The organism is Tolypothrix sp. FACHB-123 (assembly GCF_014697075.1).
In the GTDB taxonomy this organism is placed as follows: Bacteria; Cyanobacteriota; Cyanobacteriia; order Cyanobacteriales; family Nostocaceae; genus Aulosira.
In genome coordinates, this window is the sequence record NZ_JACJRE010000071.1 from 16015 (window position 1) to 34091 (window position 18077).

Here is an 18077-nt window from a genome sequence, read left to right on the forward strand (position 1 = left end):
AAACTTCAACTAGATACTTCAATTGGCTTCAACAATAAGCGTAAATACAGCCCAATCTACAGGATTTTTGTACTTTTGTCTGGTAGCCAACATTGCTTGTCTTAGGGCTGCTGCTTTATCAGAATTATGTTGGAAATGGCGATAAAATTCACTCATTAAAAATGCGGTAGACTCATCTGGTACAGCCCAAAGAGAAACAATCACACTCTTAACTCCAGCGGTAATTAAGGAGCGCGATCAACCAATGACGCCATCGCTTGTAATATTACCACCTCCGGTGTTACAAGCACTGAGTACAACTAAATCGGCGTTAAGTTTCATGTCAATAATTTCCCCGGAGGTTAATAAACCGTCATCTTTTCCGCTAGGAGCCAGAGCGATGGCTCCTGGTACGCCCAAGCCTTTAAAATCATCGAGTAAGCCGTGAGTAGCAAAGTGAATGATTTTGGCTTTGTTCATTTTCTTTACCATTGCTGTCTCTGTGGCTTGTTTACCTGTAATTGCTTGCGTCTTTAATAAATTTGCAATGTTAATTGAAGGCTTTTATTGTCAGGATTATATTTTAGCTTGATGTCCTAATCTATATGGCTACGACTATACTTAGCAATGGGAAAAAACAATATGAAAGGACAGCTAATTGAACGAACACAATCAGCTGTCCACACACAACACAAACATCCAGTTCAGGCGATTACTCAGCAGTTAAACAGCAATAATCGAGCAGAAAACTACTAATCTTCAGGCAAAACCCATTTTGGCGGTTCCATAATTTTTCGCCGTAGTCGTTCTTCTGCCATTTCCAGCATTTTATCTAATGAAGTATCTTCAATAAATTGTGCTGCGGCTTCTCGAAATTCAAGGTTGGGACATTTATCCCCTAAAACACAACCGTTTACGCAATCTACAGCGCAGTTAATTTTTTGCTCCACAGTGAACCCCTCTCTATCAGAGCGTTTATCTACTCTTCAGGTAAATCTTACCTTGCTAATTGCTCTCCTATTAGTTTAAATACTCACCATTATTTAGTATAGAAGGCCTCGATCCCCAGACTTCTGTCTGTAGTAGGAGACAAAATAGAGTTTCCAGTCTGGGAAGCTACTTTGGGATCGGGGTATACAGTAACTGTTAGGCTCGTATTATATTTGCTGTAAAGGGCGCTCATGTCGGAAATATTTGCCACTACTGGAACCATTGCCGCGATCGCAACTGCTGTTGTCCCCCAACAAGGTAGCGTGGGTATTGTGCGGGTGTCTGGTTCCCAAGCGATCGCGATCGCCCAAATTCTGTTTCATGCTCCTGGGCGTCAAGTTTGGGAAAGTCACCGCATTCTTTACGGCTACATTCGCCATCCGAAAACGCAAACACTGGTGGATGAGGCTTTATTGTTGATTATGCAAGCACCCCGTTCTTATACCCGTGAGGATGTGGTGGAATTTCATTGTCACGGGGGAATTATGGCGGTGCAGCAAGTCTTACAGCTATGTTTGGAAAATGGGGCTAGGCTCGCGCAACCGGGAGAATTTACGCTGCGTGCCTTTTTAAATGGGCGTTTGGATTTGACACAAGCTGAAGGAATTGCCGATTTGGTTGGGGCGCGATCGCCTCAAGCTGCGCAAAGTGCTTTGGCTGGATTACAAGGTAAATTAGCTCATCCGATCCGTCAGTTACGCGCTAACTGTTTGGATATTTTGGCAGAAATCGAAGCGCGGATTGATTTTGAGGAAGACTTACCTCCGCTGGATCGTAAAGCCATCATATCAGAAATTGATCGCATCGCCGCAGAAATTACTAATTTATTAGCAACCAAAGACAAAGGTGAATTGCTGCGCACTGGTTTAAAAGTGGCAATTGTGGGAAGACCAAATGTAGGCAAATCGAGCTTGCTGAATGCTTGGAGCCGGAGCGATCGCGCCATTGTCACCGATTTACCTGGAACTACCCGCGATGTTGTGGAATCCCAGTTAGTAGTGGGTGGTATTCCCGTGCAAGTCCTGGATACGGCGGGGATTCGGGAGACTACAGACCAGGTGGAAAAAATTGGCGTTGAGCGATCGCGCCGTGCAGCTAGTGCAGCGGATTTAGTACTATTGACCATTGATGCATCAGCAGGGTGGACGGCAGGGGATGGAGAAATTTACGAGCAAGTACAACATCGTCCATTAATTCTTGTAATTAATAAAATTGATTTAGTCTCAGCAGATATCAAAAATATTCTCTTATCCAAAATTCCCAATTTTCAATGGCAAATTTTTACAGCAGCAGCCCAAAATCAAGGAATTGAAGATTTAGAAACGGCTATTTTAGAGTTAGTTCAAGCTGGTAAAGTTCAAGCTGCTGATATGGATTTAGCAATTAATCAAAGACAAGCAGCAGCTTTAACAAAAGCTAAAATCTCTTTAGAACAAGTGCAGCATACTATTGTCCAACAATTACCCTTAGATTTTTGGACAATTGACTTACGAGATGCAATTCACGCATTAGGAGAAATTACTGGCGAGGAAGTCACAGAATCAGTACTCGATCGGATTTTTAGTAAATTTTGTATTGGTAAGTAGGTGGTAAAAGAATGAGACAGATAAATTCCTAGGGGTGGAGTTTACTTACTCTGAAAGACCATGTATAGCTGTTGACTGTTGACTGTTGACTGACTCGAAAGGTTTTTATTTTCAGGATTTAATCTATCTGGCTACGGCTATATATGTGATGATAATTAAATTAATCGGTATGATTTTTGCCTAATTTTAAGTTTAAATTGAGAAAAGTTTTATGTCTTTTATTGATGACATTGAGCCAGTAAATGCATTAATTGTTGGAGCTAGCCAAGGTATTGGTTTAGGTTTTGTGAAAAAATTACTCCAAGATGAGAGAATTAGCCGAATTTATGCAACTTATCGCCAAGTAGAATCAGCGAATGAGTTAATTAATCTAGCTGATGACAATCCTGATAAATTAATTTGTTTGTCAGTAGATATTACTGAAGAATCACAAACTGTAGCAGCCATTCAACAAATCCGTACCCAAGTTAACAAGCTGCATTTGGTAGTTAATTGTGTTGGTTTATTACATGAGGGAAATCTACAACCAGAGAAAAGTTTAAGACAAATAAATTCCGAAAACTTACTGCGCTACTTTCAAATTAACAGTATTGCCTCTGTATTGTTAGCCAAACATTTATTACCTTTATTTAAGCATCAAGAACGCAGCATTTTTGCCAGTATTTCTGCGAAAATTGGCAGTATAGGTGATAACCAACTAGGCGGTTGGTATGGTTATCGTGCTTCTAAAGCTGCATTAAATATGTTCATGCGTACAGCCGCAATTGAATATGGTAGAAGTTGTCCAAAAACTTTGGTGGTGACATTACATCCAGGAACAACTGATACGCGCCTTTCGCGCCCATTTCAAGGAAATGTTCCCTCGGAAAAGTTATTTTCTGTAGAACGCACTGTTACCCAATTGCTAAATGTCATTGAACAACTTCAAGACGGCGATAGCGGACAATTTTTTTCATGGGATGGTAGCCGCTTGCCTTGGTAGGATAAATTATAGTATTTTTGTACTGTGCGAAATATGCTGACTTGGTCACAGCTTTAATAGCTGCTGCCAAACAACTTACCAAAAAGTATATTTATAATCAAACTATGTCAGCTAGAGATATTTTCCATCATGCTGTTCGTTCAGCATTAGAGAAAGATAATTGGATAATTACTGATGACCCTTTATCAGTTAAAGTGGATGAAATAGAGTTTTATATAGACTTAGGAGCCGAGCGACTTATCGGTGCTCAAAAAGCTGGGCAAAAAATCGCTGTTGAGATTAAATCATTCCTAGGTACATCAGAAATTAGTGATTTTTATGTGGCTCTTGGTCAGACGCTAACATATCGCTCAGTATTACGCAAAAAAGACCCAAAGAGACTTTTATATTTAGCAATTGCTGAGGATATTTATCGAGATTTTTTTATTCGTGCTTTTATTCAAGAGATTATTGCTGAACATAGACTGAAGCTTCTCATTTTTGAACCTATTACAGAAGAGGTTTTGCTATGGAAGGAATAGACTATCGTGAATTAGTGCAGAAAATTCTCAAAGGTCATTCAAGCCACAATGCCAATGATGTTACAGAAGTACAGCTAATTTTTGATTTAGAACGCGATCATTATCAAGTTCTGCATTTGGGATGGGAAGGATTAAAGCGAGTTTACGGTTGTATCATTCATGTTGATATTAAGGATGACAAAATTTGGATTCAACGCGATGGAACTGAGGTAGGGGTGGCTAATGAGTTAGTTGCGGCGGGAGTGCCAAAACAAGATATTGTTTTAGGTTTTCATGCGCCTTATAAACGGAAGTTTACTGAGTTTGCCACTGGCTGATCGATCAAGACACAGGCAAAAGAAAACATTCCTTCTGCCATCTGCCATCTGCATTTTTTAATCGCTTTGCAAAACTTGGGCGATCGCAACTAATAATTCGTCTGGATCGACTGGCTTGGAGAGATACATCTGAAATCCAGCTTCCAAGGCTTGGCGTTGATTAATTTCGCCTGCATAGGCAGTTAAGGCGATCGCTTTTAATTGTCCTCCTTGTTGTGGCGGTAAAGCTCTAATCTTCTGGAGTAATGTATAACCGTCCATTTCTGGCATACCAATGTCAGCCAATAAAATATCAGGTACTTTTTGATTGAGTACCTCTAACACCTCTTTGGCTGAAGAGACAGCGATCGCAGTAGCACCCGCTTCTTCCAGAATGAAGGTGACTAATTCGAGATTGTCTGCTTCATCATCTACCGCTAGTATCTGAATTCCCTGCAAAGTTCCCATCTCTGTTGTTGATGCTTCCACCTCTGTTGTGGAAGTTGATGTTAATAGTAGTGGTAGTCTGACTGTGAAGGTGGCTCCCTGTCCTTCCCCTGGACTTTGGGCTTTCACAGTTCCCCCATGCAATTCTACAATGTGTCGTACAATTGCTAACCCTAAACCCAAACCGCCAAAGGTTCTGGTAATACTGCTATCAGCTTGGCGGAAGGAATCGAAGACGTAGGGTAAAAATTCTGGGTTGATACCTCTGCCGGTATCTGTGACTTGAATTTGCGCTGCTGTGCCAGTTGTCTCTAATTTAATATTGATTTGACCGCCACTAGGGGTAAATTTCACGGCATTGGAGAGTAAATTCCACATTACTTGTTGTAACCTTGCCGCGTCACCTAAAACATGACCGACATTAGATGTAAAGTTAACCAGAATTTCAATGCCTTTAGCTTCCGCTGCTAAACTAATTGTTTCAATGGCGGCGGTAATAGTTGCTTTTAAGTTAACAGGAACCGAATTTAAACTGAGTTTACCTTGTAATATTCGCGAAATATTGAGTAAATCTTCAATCAACTGTACTTGTAAATGAGCATTGCGCTCAATAGTTTCCAAGGCGATCGCTTTTTTGTTCCCATCTAGATTGCCTTGACGGAGTAATTTCGTCCAGCCCAAAATTGGATTTAAGGGTGTGCGCAGTTCATGAGAAAGAACAGCAAGAAATTCGTCTTTTGTGCGGTTGGCGACTTCTGCGGCGGCTCTAGCGCGTTTTTCTGCTTCATAAAGTTGGGCACGAGCGATCGCACCGGCTGCTTGCTGACATATAGCTAAAATAAACGCTCGTTCATCGAAATTGAGGGCGGAAAATTCCTTAAATCCTAGGGTAATTCCGCCTACTGCTCGACCTTCAACCATTAAAGGTAAGGAAATCCAAGCAGCATAATCATACTTAGCATAGGTATCTGCTAGGTGGGGATAACGAGCCATGCGCTGCTGGTTTGATTCTTCCCAGACAGGTTTTCCGGTGCGTATAGCGTCTGGTAGGGGGCTGGATGTGGCGATCGCAATTTTCCGCCATCTATTGATAATCTCTGTTTCAAACCCAACAGCGTGGATGATTTCTAATTCGCTGCGGTTTTCACAGACAATGGCGACAAGCGCCGCAGCCGCATGAAGCACGGATCTACTCTGTTCAACAATTACTTCCGCTACTTGATTTGGTGTGAGGGATTCGGAAAGAGCGGCGGTAACTGATTGCAAACGCGCAGTGCGATCGGCTATTTGTTGTGCTTGTTCATACAAACGTGCATTAGCGATCGCCATTGCGGCTCGGTCGGCTATATCTTTTAATAACCTGGGATAATCATGACTGTAGGGATTTCCCGGACGTTCCCGGGAAATGCTGAGTGCGCCAATAATTTGGTCTTGCACTTTCAACGGTATGATCAACAAACTATAAACGCCGAACCGCTCTAAATAAGGCAAATATTCTGGGTTAATGTCATGACGCAGTTGTTCTGGTGATACCACTGGCAAAAAAACTGTCTCACCTGTTTGTATCACTTGTCCAGTGATGCCATCACGAGCAGAACGGGGTTTTTCTAGAAGTTTGCCTATTAATTCTTTGATTTCTGGATTGATATGGTAGTAAGACACCGTATCTAGCCACTGCTGATCTGCCGATAACAAACTCAAAACGCAAGCATCACTAGTCAACTCACCAATAAGTTGAGTGATCGTGTCTAAAATCGTTGATAAATTTAACCTAGCTGCGGCAAAAGTTTGTGAAGCTTGGGCTAAAAACCGCTCTCGTTGCTCGCTGCGTTTCTGGTTATCAATATCTGTAGCTGTGGCTAACCAACTCAGGATACTACCATTTTCCGCTTTGATGGGCACAATTCTAGTTAAATGCCAGCGATAAACACCATCAAATCTTTTGAGGCGAAACTCAATGGTATAGCTATTACCTGTTTCTAAAGCCTCTGTCCATTTATTTTGGGCTAAGGGAAGATCGTCAGGATGCAAAACTGTTCGCCATCCACTAGCTCTAGCTATTTCTGGCGTCAGTCCAGTGTAATCTATCCAACTTTGATTGCAGTAATTTGTGATGCCATCAGCATCAGACATACAGACAAGCTGGGGTAGAGATTCTGCTAAAGAACGATAGCGTTCCTGACTCAAGCGTAAAGCTGCTTCGGCTTGCTGACGTTCAGTAATATCATGGGCAATCCCAATTATTTGCTGTGGTGAACCATTGTCTTTGCGAGTAAAAATTAAATCCCGGCTCCACAACCAGCGCCATTCTCCATTATTGTGGCGCATTCGGTACACTCGCTCAATAATTTCCCCATCTTCGGCTTGTGCAAAACGTTCTAAGTGTGCGGATAGGGTGACAAGATCATCTGGATGTATCAGCAGAGTCGATAACTGGTTACCCATGTCTTGCACTTGGGCGGGCGTGTAACCTAAGATGTCTGCGATTTGCCGATTAACATAGACATTCCGCTGCTCAATCAGGTCATAGATGTACAATAACCCAGGGGTAGCATCGGCAACTCGTTGGATGAACCGCTGATTTTCTTGCAATCGTAACTCTGTTTGCTTGCGATCGCGAATATCTTGAAACACCATGACACAGGTTGCAGGGCGATCGTACATTGCAGGTAAAGTATCAGCATGAACTAACAACGGGTAAATACCCTGAGGTGTGTGCCAGTTCAACTCTGCACCTTGAATTTTTTCACCTCGCGCCACTCTCATGGCGGGTAGTTGTTCTGGGGGAATTGCTTTACCTGTAGCATCAGTGCAGTAAAAATCTGTGTCGTAGATTCCCGCCGGGCGATCGCGATAAATTTCACCTCCTGCCATGTCTTTGGCTGCTTGATTCGCAAAAGTAAAGCAAGCAGTATCCGGATCAATAAATACCAGGGGAATAGGTAGCAAATTTAATACAGCTTCTAACCATTGCCGCTGAGTTTCTGGTTTTGCTGCTAATTCTTGGTTGTCATTAATTTTGCTGCTTTGACTAGGCAGTAATACTGAAGCTGGAGGCTCGCCGCCATCAAAATTGCCATCCTCAGAACTTGTTGCTAAGCTACGTGCAAAGCGTTCTACCAACTCAGAGCGGGAAATACCGCGTTTATTTGCTTCATCCTTCAGGCTTTGCCAAGCTGTCTTGGTTAGTGATAAGTTGACTGCCTGTTTTGATTCTAATCCCCAACTGTGAATGAATTTACCTGTGCGATCGCGTTTCACTTAGGTCATGCCCGTATACCTATATGGCTGAATTTATTAAATCACAGGAATAAAGTTTTGAAATCTAACTCGTAGTCCGAGGAAAATCTACTTTTAGGATGATGACAAAGCTGTTAATGGTTGATGGTTGACGGTTGACGGTTGACTGTTAACAGGCATAATGTTGTTCTAACCAAGTTTCTAAATCTTTCATCACTTCTGGGTAATTTATATCACTTTGTAATTCATGATAAGCATCTGGATACACAATGCGCAGCTTATCTTGATAAGTTACTAACTGGTAAAATATTTCACTACCTTCTGGTAAAGCTACGGTATCGGCTGCACCATGAAGAATTAATAGCGGTAATTGCCATTCTCCAGCATGGGCGTAAATCCAATCAACTGTGGCAAAGTATTCTGTGGCTAATCTCGCAGTTCCTAAAGTATGTCTGAGTGGATCAGCAGCGTAGGCAGATATCACCTTTTGATCGCGGGAAGCAGCAGATAAATCAATACCAGTACTTAAGCTAAACTGCGGCCAAATTCGCGAGAGGAGCTTACCTAAAAATAGACGAAATTTGGATACACCAACTTTACCTATGGCTGGTGCTAGAGCGATCGCACCTTGTAATGTTGCAGCTGCTTGGGGATGGCGCAAAATATAATCTAAAACCACCACTCCGCCTAAGCTATGACCCATAATAAATATTGGGCAAGCTGGATGCAGATTTTGAATTAACTCAATAAAAATTCTTAAGTCTTCGCGAAACTCCGCCCAACTATTAATATAACCACGCTGTCCAGGCGATCGCCCATTACCCCGCATATCAAAAGCGTAGATAGCATATTCCTGAGGTAAGAGTTGTTCAATAATATTACCAAACCGACTGCTATGCGCTCCTAAGCCATGCACAATGACTAATATTGCCTTTAATTTACCTTCTGGTAACCAAGCTTGGTAATAAAGAGCCAGTTCTCCCACACCTTTAAAAGTATCTTCACTGTGGTAAATCATTTTGTTAATTTTTAGGAATTTTTTTGAATTTTCTCACTAGAGATTGGTTAATAATTTGGTTTTAATAATTATGATTTGTTTATCAATAGTAAAAATAATTTTCGGGAATTTGTGGTTAAAAACTGCCCTGAAGACCCAAATTTGCTAGGAAGAAAAAATCAAACACAATCACACAGTTTACCACCTGTAACAGCAGCTGCAATTCAGCGAGTGCGAGAGGGTTTAGCGGCGGCTATTGATCCGGCTGTGGGAGAAATTATGACAAAAACTCTCCAACAATTAACAGCCATGACTGTTGAGGATTCAGAACCGAGAGTTAGCGGTGGGGTGCGGCGTTTCGTTTTGCGATCGCTCATCCATACTTTCTTCCGCGTCCAGGTAGAATATTTAGAAAGGCTACCCCAAAAACCAGCGATTTTAGCTGTTAACCATCTCCATCATATTGATCCCTTTGTTTTACTAAGCGAAATTCCTACCCACCCTTACTACTACATCCTAGGTGATGCCCGTACCCTCTACAACAAATGGTGGAAACGCCTCATTCTCAGCTTTGCAGGCGGTGTCATTCCCTTAGCTAGAATCTGGAAAGAAGAATCTGCTGTGATTGCAGAAGCGCAAGCTGGAAGGAAAGACTTAATAGAATTAGCCACAGCAATTAAAGAGAACGTACCCACAGGTAAAGATATTCAAACACTACGACAAATAGATAACATTGTGCTGACAATCTTAACTCGTGGTGATGGGTTAGTTCTCTTCCCCGAAGGACGATTAGGAGATACTGAAGGTAAATTACATGTACCCTTGAAACGCGGAAGTGTAATTTATGCTCTCAAAGCTGGCGTACCCATAGTCCCAATTGCATTAATTGGTACTCATGACTTATTTTTAGGGAAAAAGTTAACGATTCGCTTTGGTGAACCTTTGTACTTTTCTCTCAGCAGCACACCCAAGCGTCAAGAAGTTGATGCAGCTGTAATAGCCGTAGAGAATGCAATGCTGGCTTTATTACCTGAAGATTACCAAGAACCAACTGGAATCAAGTTATTTCGCCATTTACTTAACCATATATTTTGGTAATTAAATTTAGCTGTAGCGGTCTTCGTCACCCCTGTAGCGGTCTTCGTCACCCCTGTAGCGGTCTTCGTCGCCCCTGTAGCGGTCTTCGTCAGCCTTGTAGCGGTCTTCGTCGCCCCTGTAGCGGTCTTCGTCAGCCTTGTAGCGGTCTTCGTCAGCCTTGTAGCGGTCTCCGTCAGCCTTGTAGCGGTCTTCGTCAGCCTTGTAGCGGTCTCCGTCATCCCTGTAGTGGTCTCCGCTTTCACGTTTGCGGCTCATACGTAGAAATATACAGCAGATTGCCAGTTGCTGAGGTACATATTATCGTTGATTGTAGGGGCATTGGCACTGCCATGCCCCGAAGCGCGTACCTAATTTACCTATTTGTATCAATTTTCAAGTGAAAAGGTATTACTTAACGCCTAAGAAACCTCGTAAAAACATCATCAGATTTACAAATATGGTTTCTAATAAAACCATAATACTATCAATAAATTCTAAGATTCTTTGTAAGATGTGTTTTTCATAGCCAACAAATGTCGCTTTAGTTTCAATCCAATCAGGCTTGGCTTCTATTTGAGCATAAACTTGGCGATCGCTTTTTTGTTGAGAGCTAGGTAAATTCTTGGGAATATTAGAGGTAACTTTAGCAGATTTTTGGTGTTTTTGGGAATGATAGCGAGATTTTTTGGATTTTTCTCCCATCCCAGCTTTCGATTTGGAGTTTTGCGCAGATTTATGCTGATTTTTAACTACATTTTGAGGTAAAGAAGTAATGGCTGAAGAACTGACAGCCGATTTAATTGACGGTTTCCCAATCGCTTCAGACTCACCATACAAATCACTCCAGGTTAACCAAGCATCGGCGTTGACATCTTGATTTCCTAGGCGACTATTAATTAATCGGTTACCTGTTGCTTGAATTTCTCTATCGCTGATATCTAGCTTTTTATAATGTCCCACACCAAGAAAGTAATTGAGCGCAGCTTCAATTAACGCCTCAAAATTAAAGCTTTGTTTGGTTAATTCATCACTGCTGGCTGTGATTTCTCCTTTAGCAGTTAATTGTTCTTTACCATAAAGAAATATATTCAACTGAGTTTGAGCAATGTGAATCATTTCTTGACTGCGTTGCTGGATGGGAACTAACGCCTTAGCTTCTAAATTGGCTACTGCTGTATCGAGGAATGTTAAGGTTTTTTGATAATTGCATAAATCTGACGACTCATTAACTATACTTTCAGGTAATGCAGGTATTGCTTGCGGATTGTTCCCAGTAAGTTTGGCTAATAAACGTTCAATTTCTGGTAGAGGATTAGCTTGTTTTTTTCCTGCTAATAATTTTCCAGAATGCCAGTAATGAGATACTTCATTAATAATTTTTGCTTCTAATTTTACTTGTTGTTGCGGTGTCAAAATATCGAGAATTTCATTATTTGTAGTCACGAGTAATAAATTGCGCTTTTCTATATTCGTGGCAATTCCTCGTACCATTGAATACATAGGCGCATGGTTGAGATCCTGAATCTGGTTTTCTGGAATAGTTAGGGATGAAACTTGCTTCGAGTCAGCAGGGGATTTTTTTGCAAAAATTTTCTCCTGAATAACTTCCAGAAAGTCTAAAGGATTGGGCAATGATAATCTGTCGTTTGAGGGGGTGGCAGTATCATCGGCAAATGGTAAATTTTTGACAGTCTCTAGTACATTTACAATGGGCGTATCAGCAGCTGGTGGAGTCTGTGGTTCTAACTGCGGTTTGGTTTGAGTTGGTTGACCATCTAAGGTTCTCTGTGATGATTGACTAGACTGCAACCACATATATACAGGATACAGTAGGGCTTCAGCACCCCATTTAGTGGCGACTTGCACATACCGTATGGTGTTTCCTACTTGTTCTGTCAACCGCCGAGATTGCTGGTGGACGAAGTTAAAGATTCTGCTTTGATAACGACCAGAGGAACCGGAAGACATGGTAGTGATTTGTTAGTTAGAACTTGATTGATCTGTGAGACTCCCACTGCACAGTCAAAACGACAAATTTTTCATTATCGTAAGTGCCCTAATCTTAGCCAAAATATGACCCTTTCTGTAAACCAATCTCATACTAAATTAATCTCTGAGGCAATTGAGCAATTACGTGCTTGTTGTCAAGTCAATGTCCAGTCTCAATGGTTATACTGCGAAGCTGACGGTAATATTGCTGATGTAATGGCGTTGGATTTGTCGCAATGGGCACCAGTCGAGCTAAATGAAAAAGGCAATATTCCTTGGAATGCAGGGAAAAAAGTTGTCTGGTTGCTGCAAAAGTTGGTGGTTCCTCAAGATTTACAGGGTTATCCTTTAGCTGGGTTGGCTTTGCGGTTGGCGTTGCTTTGGTGGGCTGATGGGGCTGAGGTTTATGTGAATGGGGAGTTGGTGCTGGAAGGAGATTTATTTGATTGTGCGCCGAGAGTGCTGTTGAGTCGGGGGGTACAGCCAGGTGATGAGTTTACTGTGGCTTTACGGTTGGTGAGTCCGGGACATGATCAGGGTGCTTTGGTGCGATCGCTTTTAATTTACGAGTCTGCTGATTATAATTATCCCGATGTGGGTTTTGTGGCTGATGAGTTGGCTTTGGTGCAGCTTTATTTAGAAAGGTTTGCGCCGGATAAGTTGGCTGTGTTGGCTGAGGTGGTAGGAGGGATAACGAACCGCAGAGGCGCAGAGAACACAGAGGAGGAGAGGGAAGAGTGGTTATTATATATCCGCGATCGCTTAATTAAATCTAAAATCCAAAATCCAAAATCTAAAATATATTTGTTGGGTCATGCGCATTTGGATTTAGCATGGTTATGGCCTGTAAGTGAAACTTGGAATGCAGCACAACGCACTTTTGAGTCAGTGCTGAAGTTGCAAAAGGATTTTCCTGATTTAATTTATTGTCATTCTACGCCAGCTTTGTATGCTTGGATTGAAGAACATCGCCCAGATTTATTTGCGCAAATTCAAGCAGCGGTAGCTGCTGGAAAATGGGAAGTTATTGGCGGTTTGTGGGTAGAACCGGATTTAAATTTGATTGCGGGAGAAGCGATCGCGCGTCAGTTATTGTATGGTCAAAGATATACCCAGGAAAAATTTGGCAGAATTTCGCCTATAGCTTGGTTACCCGATAGTTTTGGTTTCTGTGCAACTTTACCGCAGTTTTTCGCGAATGCGGGAATTGAATATTTTGTCACCCAAAAGTTGCTATGGAATGATACTACTAAATTTGATTATCAGACTTTTTGGTGGCGATCGCCTGATGGTAGTCAAGTATTTAGTTATATGTCTGCACTCATCGGTCAAGGTATCGACCCCATGCAGATGGCAAGTTACGCCTATGAATGGCAAACTCAAACTGGTATACCTGATGCGCTGTGGTTACCGGGAATTGGCGATCATGGCGGCGGCCCTACCCGTGATATGTTAGAAATTGCCGAACGTTGGCAAAATTCGCCCTTTTTCCCCAATTTAGAATTTACCACTGCGGAAACATATCTCCAACACCTCCTCAATTCTCCCCCATCCCCTCACCCTGTGTGGGATGATGAACTTTATCTAGAATTCCATCGCGGTTGTTATACTACTCACGGCGACCAAAAGCGTTGGAATCGGCGTTGTGAAAATTTATTGTATCAAGCGGAATTATTTGCAACTTTAGCCAGCGTCAGTTGTGGTAGAGAATACCCGAAAGCAGAGATAGAAAAAGCTTGGAAACAGCTATTATTTGAACAATTCCACGATATTTTACCAGGTTCTGCTATTACCCAAGTGTATGTGGATGCTTTGCCGGAATGGCAAGAAATAGAGCGAGTCGGAACGAAGATATTAAATGAATCACTTTTAGCGATCGCATCTCACATCAACTTACCACAACCACCACAACCAAATAGTGTACCTGTTGTTGTCTTTAATTCCCTCAATTGGCAACGTTCGGAAGTAGTTGCGGTAAACTTACCCACACCAGTAACTTCTCACCAACAATGGCAAGTTTACGATAATTCGGGAAATCAGATAATATCTCAGTTAAATGACTCATCAAACTTATTATTTTACGCCACAGATATTCCCTCCGTTGGCTATCGGCTATTCTGGCTCGTTCCTACTTCTGTTGTCTCCCCTTCTTCCCCACCTTCCGCAGACTGGGTTCTGGAAAATGAATATCTGCGCGTTGAGGTGAATCCCCACACCGGAGATTTAGCCACTGTCTTCGATAAAACCCATCAACGAGAAGTATTAAGCGGTGCGGGTAATCAACTCCAAGCTTTTCAAGATAGCGGCCAATATTGGGATGCTTGGAATATTGACCCCAATTATGCTCAACATCCTTTACCGCCAACTATCCTCAAATCAATTCAATGGTTAGAACAAGGCGCAGTCCAAAGTCGTTTGCGAGTCATACGCCAATTAGGTAAATCGGAATTCTGCCAAGACTATATATTATCTGTCGGCGTACCTGTACTCAAAATCGCCACCACCGTTGATTGGCAAGAAAGTCATGTGTTGGTGAAAGCTGCTTTTCCTCTCAACATCGAAGCAGACTTTGCTACCTATGAAATACCTTGCGGTGCGATTCGCCGTTCCACTAAACCGCAAACCCCTGCTGAAAAAGCTAAGTGGGAAGTTCCCGCTTTACGATGGGCTGATTTGACAAGAGAAACCCCTGGATTATATGGTGCCAGTTTACTGAATGATTGTAAATATGGTTATGATGCCCAACCCAACCAATTACGCCTAACTTTATTACGCAGTCCCCACTGGCCGAATCCTGAAGCTGACCGAGGTTTTCACGAATTCACCTATGCTTTATATCCCCACGCGGGAAGTTGGCAGTCAGCCCAGACTGTGAAACGCGGCTATGAGTTGAATATGCCGTTGTCAGTAATTGTTAATCCGCCCAATCATCATAATTCAGCTTCAAAAACTCCTGAAACCAGAAGTTTCCTCAATTTATCGGCTGATAACTTAGTATTAATGGCACTCAAACAATCTGAAGACAACCCACAGCAATTAATTCTGCGTTGTTATGAATGTCACGGTGATAACGCCCAGTTATGTTTGCAAAGCGATATGAGCTTAGTTATTGGCGATGCCGTAAATTTATTGGAGCATTCTCAAGCTAAGAGTACGAACATCGCTCTTTCCCATGCCCCATGCCCCATGCCCGATGCCCATTTTCCAGCCCATAAATTCTCATCTGGGCAACAAATCTTCACGATTAGCCCTTGGAAAATTAACACTTTCCAGATTATACCAGAAACGAACCCTTGATTTTACAGACGCAATCCCTCGCGTCTGTAACCTGCTTTAGCTTTAGTCTTCGTGATCTTCAAAGGGATCTGACAATTCCCTGCTAGGAGGGCCAAAGGATATATAGATTCCCCAGCCAGTAATACCGATAACAGCAATGGCGACAGAAATGATAAGAACTATTGCGGGTTCCATAATTGAAAGATTTATTATGAGTGCTATTCTTATAGAATATTACAGAAGATTAAAAAAAGCTTTGGCAAGTAATCTTAGGTGAACTATGGCACAAAGGACAAGGTTGGGAGATATACTGAGACCCCTAAACTCTGAGTATGGTAAAGTTGCTCCTGGTTGGGGAACTACACCAGTAATGGCTGTTTTTATGCTATTATTTTTCGTTTTCTTGCTGATTATTCTCCAAGTTTATAACAAGACCATCCTCATTCAGGATGTATTTGTTGATTGGCGCAGTCTAGGCCGTTAATCTAGACAAAGCTCAATAGCTTAAAGAATAAGTATAGTGACACCCGGCTCATCCGGGTTTTTTTGTAGATTCGATAAACAAAAGTTAATCAAAAACAAGTCAACATATATATAGGAAGACTGGGTTCTCCTTGTTTACTTCAACTGTTAATTTAGCGGAACAACACCATGAATATCTTTGGTATTGGCTTACCAGAAATGGCTGTAATTTTTGTAGTAGCACTATTAGTCTTCGGGCCAAAAAAGCTACCAGAAATTGGACGTAGCTTGGGTAAAGCTATTCGCGGCTTCCAAGAAGCTTCTAATGAATTTCAAACTGAGTTCAAGCGGGAAGCCGAACAACTAGAACAAGCTGTGAAAACCACTGCGGAACTAGAACCCAAGCAAATCGAAGCCGCCCCATCAGAACAGCCTAAAAGCTAACTAAAAGCTAAAATGAGTAGTTGGCAATTTTAGATTTTAGATTGCCGATTTTAAATTGTTGCTAAATCTCAAATCCTCAAGCTTCAATTATCACTGGCCTTGTGCCAAACTCAAATCCAAAATCCACGCATCCAAAATTGAATGACAGAGGCTGTTACAAAACCAGCTTTGGTAATTCCCCAGCTAATTGTCGGGTTGGGGAATCCAGAGCCAAAATACGATCAAACCCGCCACAATATTGGCTTTGCGGCTGTTGAAGCCATAGCCAGGGCGTGGAAAATACCTTTAGCAGAAAATAAGAAGTTTCAAGGCGAGTACGGTGAAGGTGTTGCGCCTGTTGGCGGTAAAGTCCGCTTACTCAAGCCCTTAACTTACATGAATCGCTCCGGACAATCTATTCAAGCAGTGACTAGCTGGTATAAATTACCGCCAGAGTCAGTGTTAGTGATTTATGATGAGATGGATTTACCTTTAGGTAAGACTCGTCTGCGCCTATCTGGTTCCGCTGGAGGGCATAATGGAATGAAAAGTGCGATCGCACATTTAAGTTCACAAAATTTCCCCAGGTTGCGTATTGGTATCGGTAAACCAAAAAATTCAGTTAATGATGATTCTGGGGCTGTTTCCCATGTATTAGGACGTTTTTCGGCTAGCGAAAATCAAGTCATGTCCCTAGTACTTCAGTTTGTAGTTGAGTGTGTAGAACTCAGCCTCAAACAAGGTGTAGAAAAAGCAATGAACCGTTGTAACAGCCGCAGCATTGAAATTCCTGAATCTGAATCAGCTTAAACACAGGCTGTTCAACGGTTATTTCGACATTCTTTTGGTTGATGGACAGCGATTGTCGCTGTCTCCATCTAACCGTAATTCAGGCATTTCACCCGCCCCACATCTGGGTAAAAGAATTAACTCACACCCTAATCAGGGGTGCGATAAACCTTTGTTAATTTTTTGTTAGCATCATGGCAACGTCTTGTTGCTTGTTTAAGAACTTGTCTTCAAACAGCGCTACCACCAAAATAGGTTTATTTAAAACGTCTCTTGCGTCTAGCTGCCACTGCTTTACGTTTGCGCTTTTCTAAAGGTGTTTCAAAGTGCCGATGATACTTTACGTCAGCTAATATACCAGCTTTGGAAACCTGGCGCTTAAAGCGACGTAGTGCTGAATCTATTCCTTCGTTCTCTCCTAAAACCACTTGGGTCATTCTTGCTGTATCCTCATGATCGATCAGTTTCTATTGTAATAGCACCCCCTAACTTAGCAAAACTCCCCTACCTAAATAACTATGAAAAACGTGGTTTTTGACGTTGGTTTAGGTTGTTTGTAATGCTTGAGCGTGCAAAATTCTAAAAGCTTAACATAATTTTTGCCATAGTTGAGAAGATTAAGCGATCTCATCTCTACATTCTCTGGCTGGAAAATAGTGTTGGCTTTTGACTGTTGACTGGGAAAAGAGATTTTTATGGCAAGGTTTGTGAAACTTTTTCGTGAATAGCTTGCTCATAATACATTGTATTACTTGTCATGCTTACTCAATGTTTAATTTAAAAATTGATTCTGCCCTGAGTCAGCATTTTATAGCCAGCAGCCAATGCTGTAAAAGCCACGAAAAAATTCCACAAGCTAGTAGGTTTTAAAATAACTCCACCGCTGAGGAAAACCAGAATTATTCCTAATCCTAAAAAAATAGGTTCTTTAGTACTTGTTATGCTAAACTAACAATCAAAATGCCAGTTTAACAAGCATCTAATTCGGAAGTTTTCAAAGTTTCTAAATCCATAAGCCGAGCG

The 18077-nt window shown here is 41.8% G+C and carries 16 protein-coding genes and 1 pseudogene; 9 read left to right on the top strand and 8 right to left on the bottom strand.

All coding sequences use genetic code 11. From position 1 onward, the window contains the following. Nucleotides 1-18 precede the first annotated feature (18 nt). Together H6G41_RS29385 and H6G41_RS29390 are read right to left on the bottom strand one after the other, a co-directional pair. Nucleotides 19-528, bottom strand: a pseudogene (locus tag H6G41_RS29385) (CHAT domain-containing protein); the annotation flags it as partial. A 203-nt stretch (nt 529-731) separates the two neighbouring features. Continuing rightward, nucleotides 732-929, bottom strand: coding sequence for a hypothetical protein (locus tag H6G41_RS29390; RefSeq protein WP_190751246.1), 198 nt, complete (start codon nt 927-929; stop codon nt 732-734). 231 nt (nt 930-1160) lie between these two features. Between H6G41_RS29390 and mnmE the strand changes: the two genes are divergently transcribed. The 4 genes from mnmE to H6G41_RS29410 all read left to right on the top strand — a co-directional run bounded on the left by mnmE (nt 1161) and on the right by H6G41_RS29410 (nt 4375). Continuing rightward, entirely contained in the window at nt 1161-2555 is a 1395-nt protein-coding gene (gene mnmE / locus H6G41_RS29395) for a tRNA uridine-5-carboxymethylaminomethyl(34) synthesis GTPase MnmE (RefSeq protein ID WP_190751248.1), read from the top strand. Between the two features lie 211 nt (nt 2556-2766). Then, nucleotides 2767-3537, top strand: a complete 771-nt coding sequence (locus tag H6G41_RS29400) for an SDR family NAD(P)-dependent oxidoreductase (RefSeq protein WP_190751250.1) — start codon at nt 2767-2769, stop codon at nt 3535-3537. 104 nt (nt 3538-3641) lie between these two features. After that, complete coding sequence (locus H6G41_RS29405; protein WP_190751272.1) at nt 3642-4058, top strand: XisH family protein; 417 nt, start codon at nt 3642-3644, stop codon at nt 4056-4058. Next, entirely contained in the window at nt 4046-4375 is a 330-nt protein-coding gene (locus tag H6G41_RS29410; RefSeq protein ID WP_190751252.1) for a XisI protein, read from the top strand. The genes H6G41_RS29405 and H6G41_RS29410 overlap by 13 nt, the downstream gene beginning before the upstream one ends. 57 nt (nt 4376-4432) lie before the next feature. Here the strand turns inward: H6G41_RS29410 and H6G41_RS29415 are convergent, their stop codons facing one another. Both H6G41_RS29415 and H6G41_RS29420 read right to left on the bottom strand, forming a co-directional pair. Then, complete coding sequence (locus H6G41_RS29415; protein WP_190751254.1) at nt 4433-8062, bottom strand: PAS domain-containing protein; 3630 nt, start codon at nt 8060-8062, stop codon at nt 4433-4435. A gap of 148 nt (nt 8063-8210) precedes the next feature. After that, entirely contained in the window at nt 8211-9059 is an 849-nt protein-coding gene (locus H6G41_RS29420) for an alpha/beta hydrolase (protein ID WP_190751256.1), read from the bottom strand. 111 nt (nt 9060-9170) lie between these two features. Here H6G41_RS29420 and H6G41_RS29425 point away from each other — a divergent pair, with 111 nt between their 5' ends. After that, nucleotides 9171-10136, top strand: coding sequence for a lysophospholipid acyltransferase family protein (locus tag H6G41_RS29425; protein ID WP_374939449.1), 966 nt, complete (start codon nt 9171-9173; stop codon nt 10134-10136). A gap of 6 nt (nt 10137-10142) precedes the next feature. Here the strand turns inward: H6G41_RS29425 and H6G41_RS29430 are convergent, their stop codons facing one another. Further along, complete coding sequence (locus tag H6G41_RS29430; protein WP_190751258.1) at nt 10143-10391, bottom strand: hypothetical protein; 249 nt, start codon at nt 10389-10391, stop codon at nt 10143-10145. A gap of 132 nt (nt 10392-10523) precedes the next feature. Beyond that, nucleotides 10524-12083, bottom strand: a complete 1560-nt coding sequence (locus H6G41_RS29435; protein ID WP_190751260.1) for a hypothetical protein — start codon at nt 12081-12083, stop codon at nt 10524-10526. Between the two features lie 105 nt (nt 12084-12188). On the opposite strand from H6G41_RS29435, the gene H6G41_RS29440 reads away from it, so the two are divergent. Then, nucleotides 12189-15401 carry an alpha-mannosidase gene (locus H6G41_RS29440; RefSeq protein ID WP_190751262.1) on the top strand — a complete coding sequence of 1071 codons (3213 nt, stop codon included), beginning with the start codon at nt 12189-12191 and terminating at the stop codon, nt 15399-15401. A 42-nt stretch (nt 15402-15443) separates the two neighbouring features. Here the strand turns inward: H6G41_RS29440 and psbN are convergent, their stop codons facing one another. Next, nucleotides 15444-15575 carry a photosystem II reaction center protein PsbN gene (psbN, locus tag H6G41_RS29445; protein WP_190751264.1) on the bottom strand — a complete coding sequence of 44 codons (132 nt, stop codon included), beginning with the start codon at nt 15573-15575 and terminating at the stop codon, nt 15444-15446. 85 nt (nt 15576-15660) lie between these two features. On the opposite strand from psbN, the gene psbH reads away from it, so the two are divergent. The 3 genes from psbH to pth all read left to right on the top strand — a co-directional run bounded on the left by psbH (nt 15661) and on the right by pth (nt 17075). Further along, nucleotides 15661-15864 (top strand): photosystem II reaction center phosphoprotein PsbH, encoded by a 204-nt coding sequence (psbH, locus tag H6G41_RS29450; RefSeq protein ID WP_096574919.1) that lies wholly within the window; start codon nt 15661-15663, stop codon nt 15862-15864. Between the two features lie 167 nt (nt 15865-16031). After that, a complete protein-coding gene (locus H6G41_RS29455) occupies nt 16032-16286 on the top strand; it encodes a TatA/E family twin arginine-targeting protein translocase (protein WP_096642279.1) in 255 nt (84 codons plus the stop codon). A 141-nt stretch (nt 16287-16427) separates the two neighbouring features. Next, nucleotides 16428-17075: an aminoacyl-tRNA hydrolase gene (gene pth, locus H6G41_RS29460; protein ID WP_190751266.1), complete on the top strand. Its 648-nt coding sequence runs from the start codon at nt 16428-16430 to the stop codon at nt 17073-17075. A 236-nt stretch (nt 17076-17311) separates the two neighbouring features. Here the strand turns inward: pth and rpsU are convergent, their stop codons facing one another. Further along, nucleotides 17312-17491 (bottom strand): 30S ribosomal protein S21, encoded by a 180-nt coding sequence (gene rpsU / locus H6G41_RS29465; protein ID WP_008226419.1) that lies wholly within the window; start codon nt 17489-17491, stop codon nt 17312-17314. Between the last annotated feature and the right edge of the window lie 586 nt (nt 17492-18077).

Excerpts from the sequence above, each read along its gene's own strand:
- mnmE (WP_190751248.1), top strand. The coding sequence starts at position 1,161 with ATGTCGGAAATATTTGCCACTACTGGAACCATTGCCGCGATCGCAACT.
- H6G41_RS29400 (WP_190751250.1), top strand. The coding sequence starts at position 2,767 with ATGTCTTTTATTGATGACATTGAGCCAGTAAATGCATTAATTGTTGGA.
- H6G41_RS29405 (WP_190751272.1), top strand. The coding sequence starts at position 3,642 with ATGTCAGCTAGAGATATTTTCCATCATGCTGTTCGTTCAGCATTAGAG.
- H6G41_RS29410 (WP_190751252.1), top strand. The coding sequence starts at position 4,046 with ATGGAAGGAATAGACTATCGTGAATTAGTGCAGAAAATTCTCAAAGGT.
- H6G41_RS29420 (WP_190751256.1), bottom strand. The coding sequence starts at position 9,059 with ATGATTTACCACAGTGAAGATACTTTTAAAGGTGTGGGAGAACTGGCT.
- H6G41_RS29430 (WP_190751258.1), bottom strand. The coding sequence starts at position 10,391 with ATGAGCCGCAAACGTGAAAGCGGAGACCACTACAGGGATGACGGAGAC.
- H6G41_RS29435 (WP_190751260.1), bottom strand. The coding sequence starts at position 12,083 with ATGTCTTCCGGTTCCTCTGGTCGTTATCAAAGCAGAATCTTTAACTTC.
- H6G41_RS29440 (WP_190751262.1), top strand. The coding sequence starts at position 12,189 with ATGACCCTTTCTGTAAACCAATCTCATACTAAATTAATCTCTGAGGCA.
- psbN (WP_190751264.1), bottom strand. The coding sequence starts at position 15,575 with ATGGAACCCGCAATAGTTCTTATCATTTCTGTCGCCATTGCTGTTATC.
- psbH (WP_096574919.1), top strand. The coding sequence starts at position 15,661 with ATGGCACAAAGGACAAGGTTGGGAGATATACTGAGACCCCTAAACTCT.
- H6G41_RS29455 (WP_096642279.1), top strand. The coding sequence starts at position 16,032 with ATGAATATCTTTGGTATTGGCTTACCAGAAATGGCTGTAATTTTTGTA.
- pth (WP_190751266.1), top strand. The coding sequence starts at position 16,428 with ATGACAGAGGCTGTTACAAAACCAGCTTTGGTAATTCCCCAGCTAATT.
- rpsU (WP_008226419.1), bottom strand. The coding sequence starts at position 17,491 with ATGACCCAAGTGGTTTTAGGAGAGAACGAAGGAATAGATTCAGCACTA.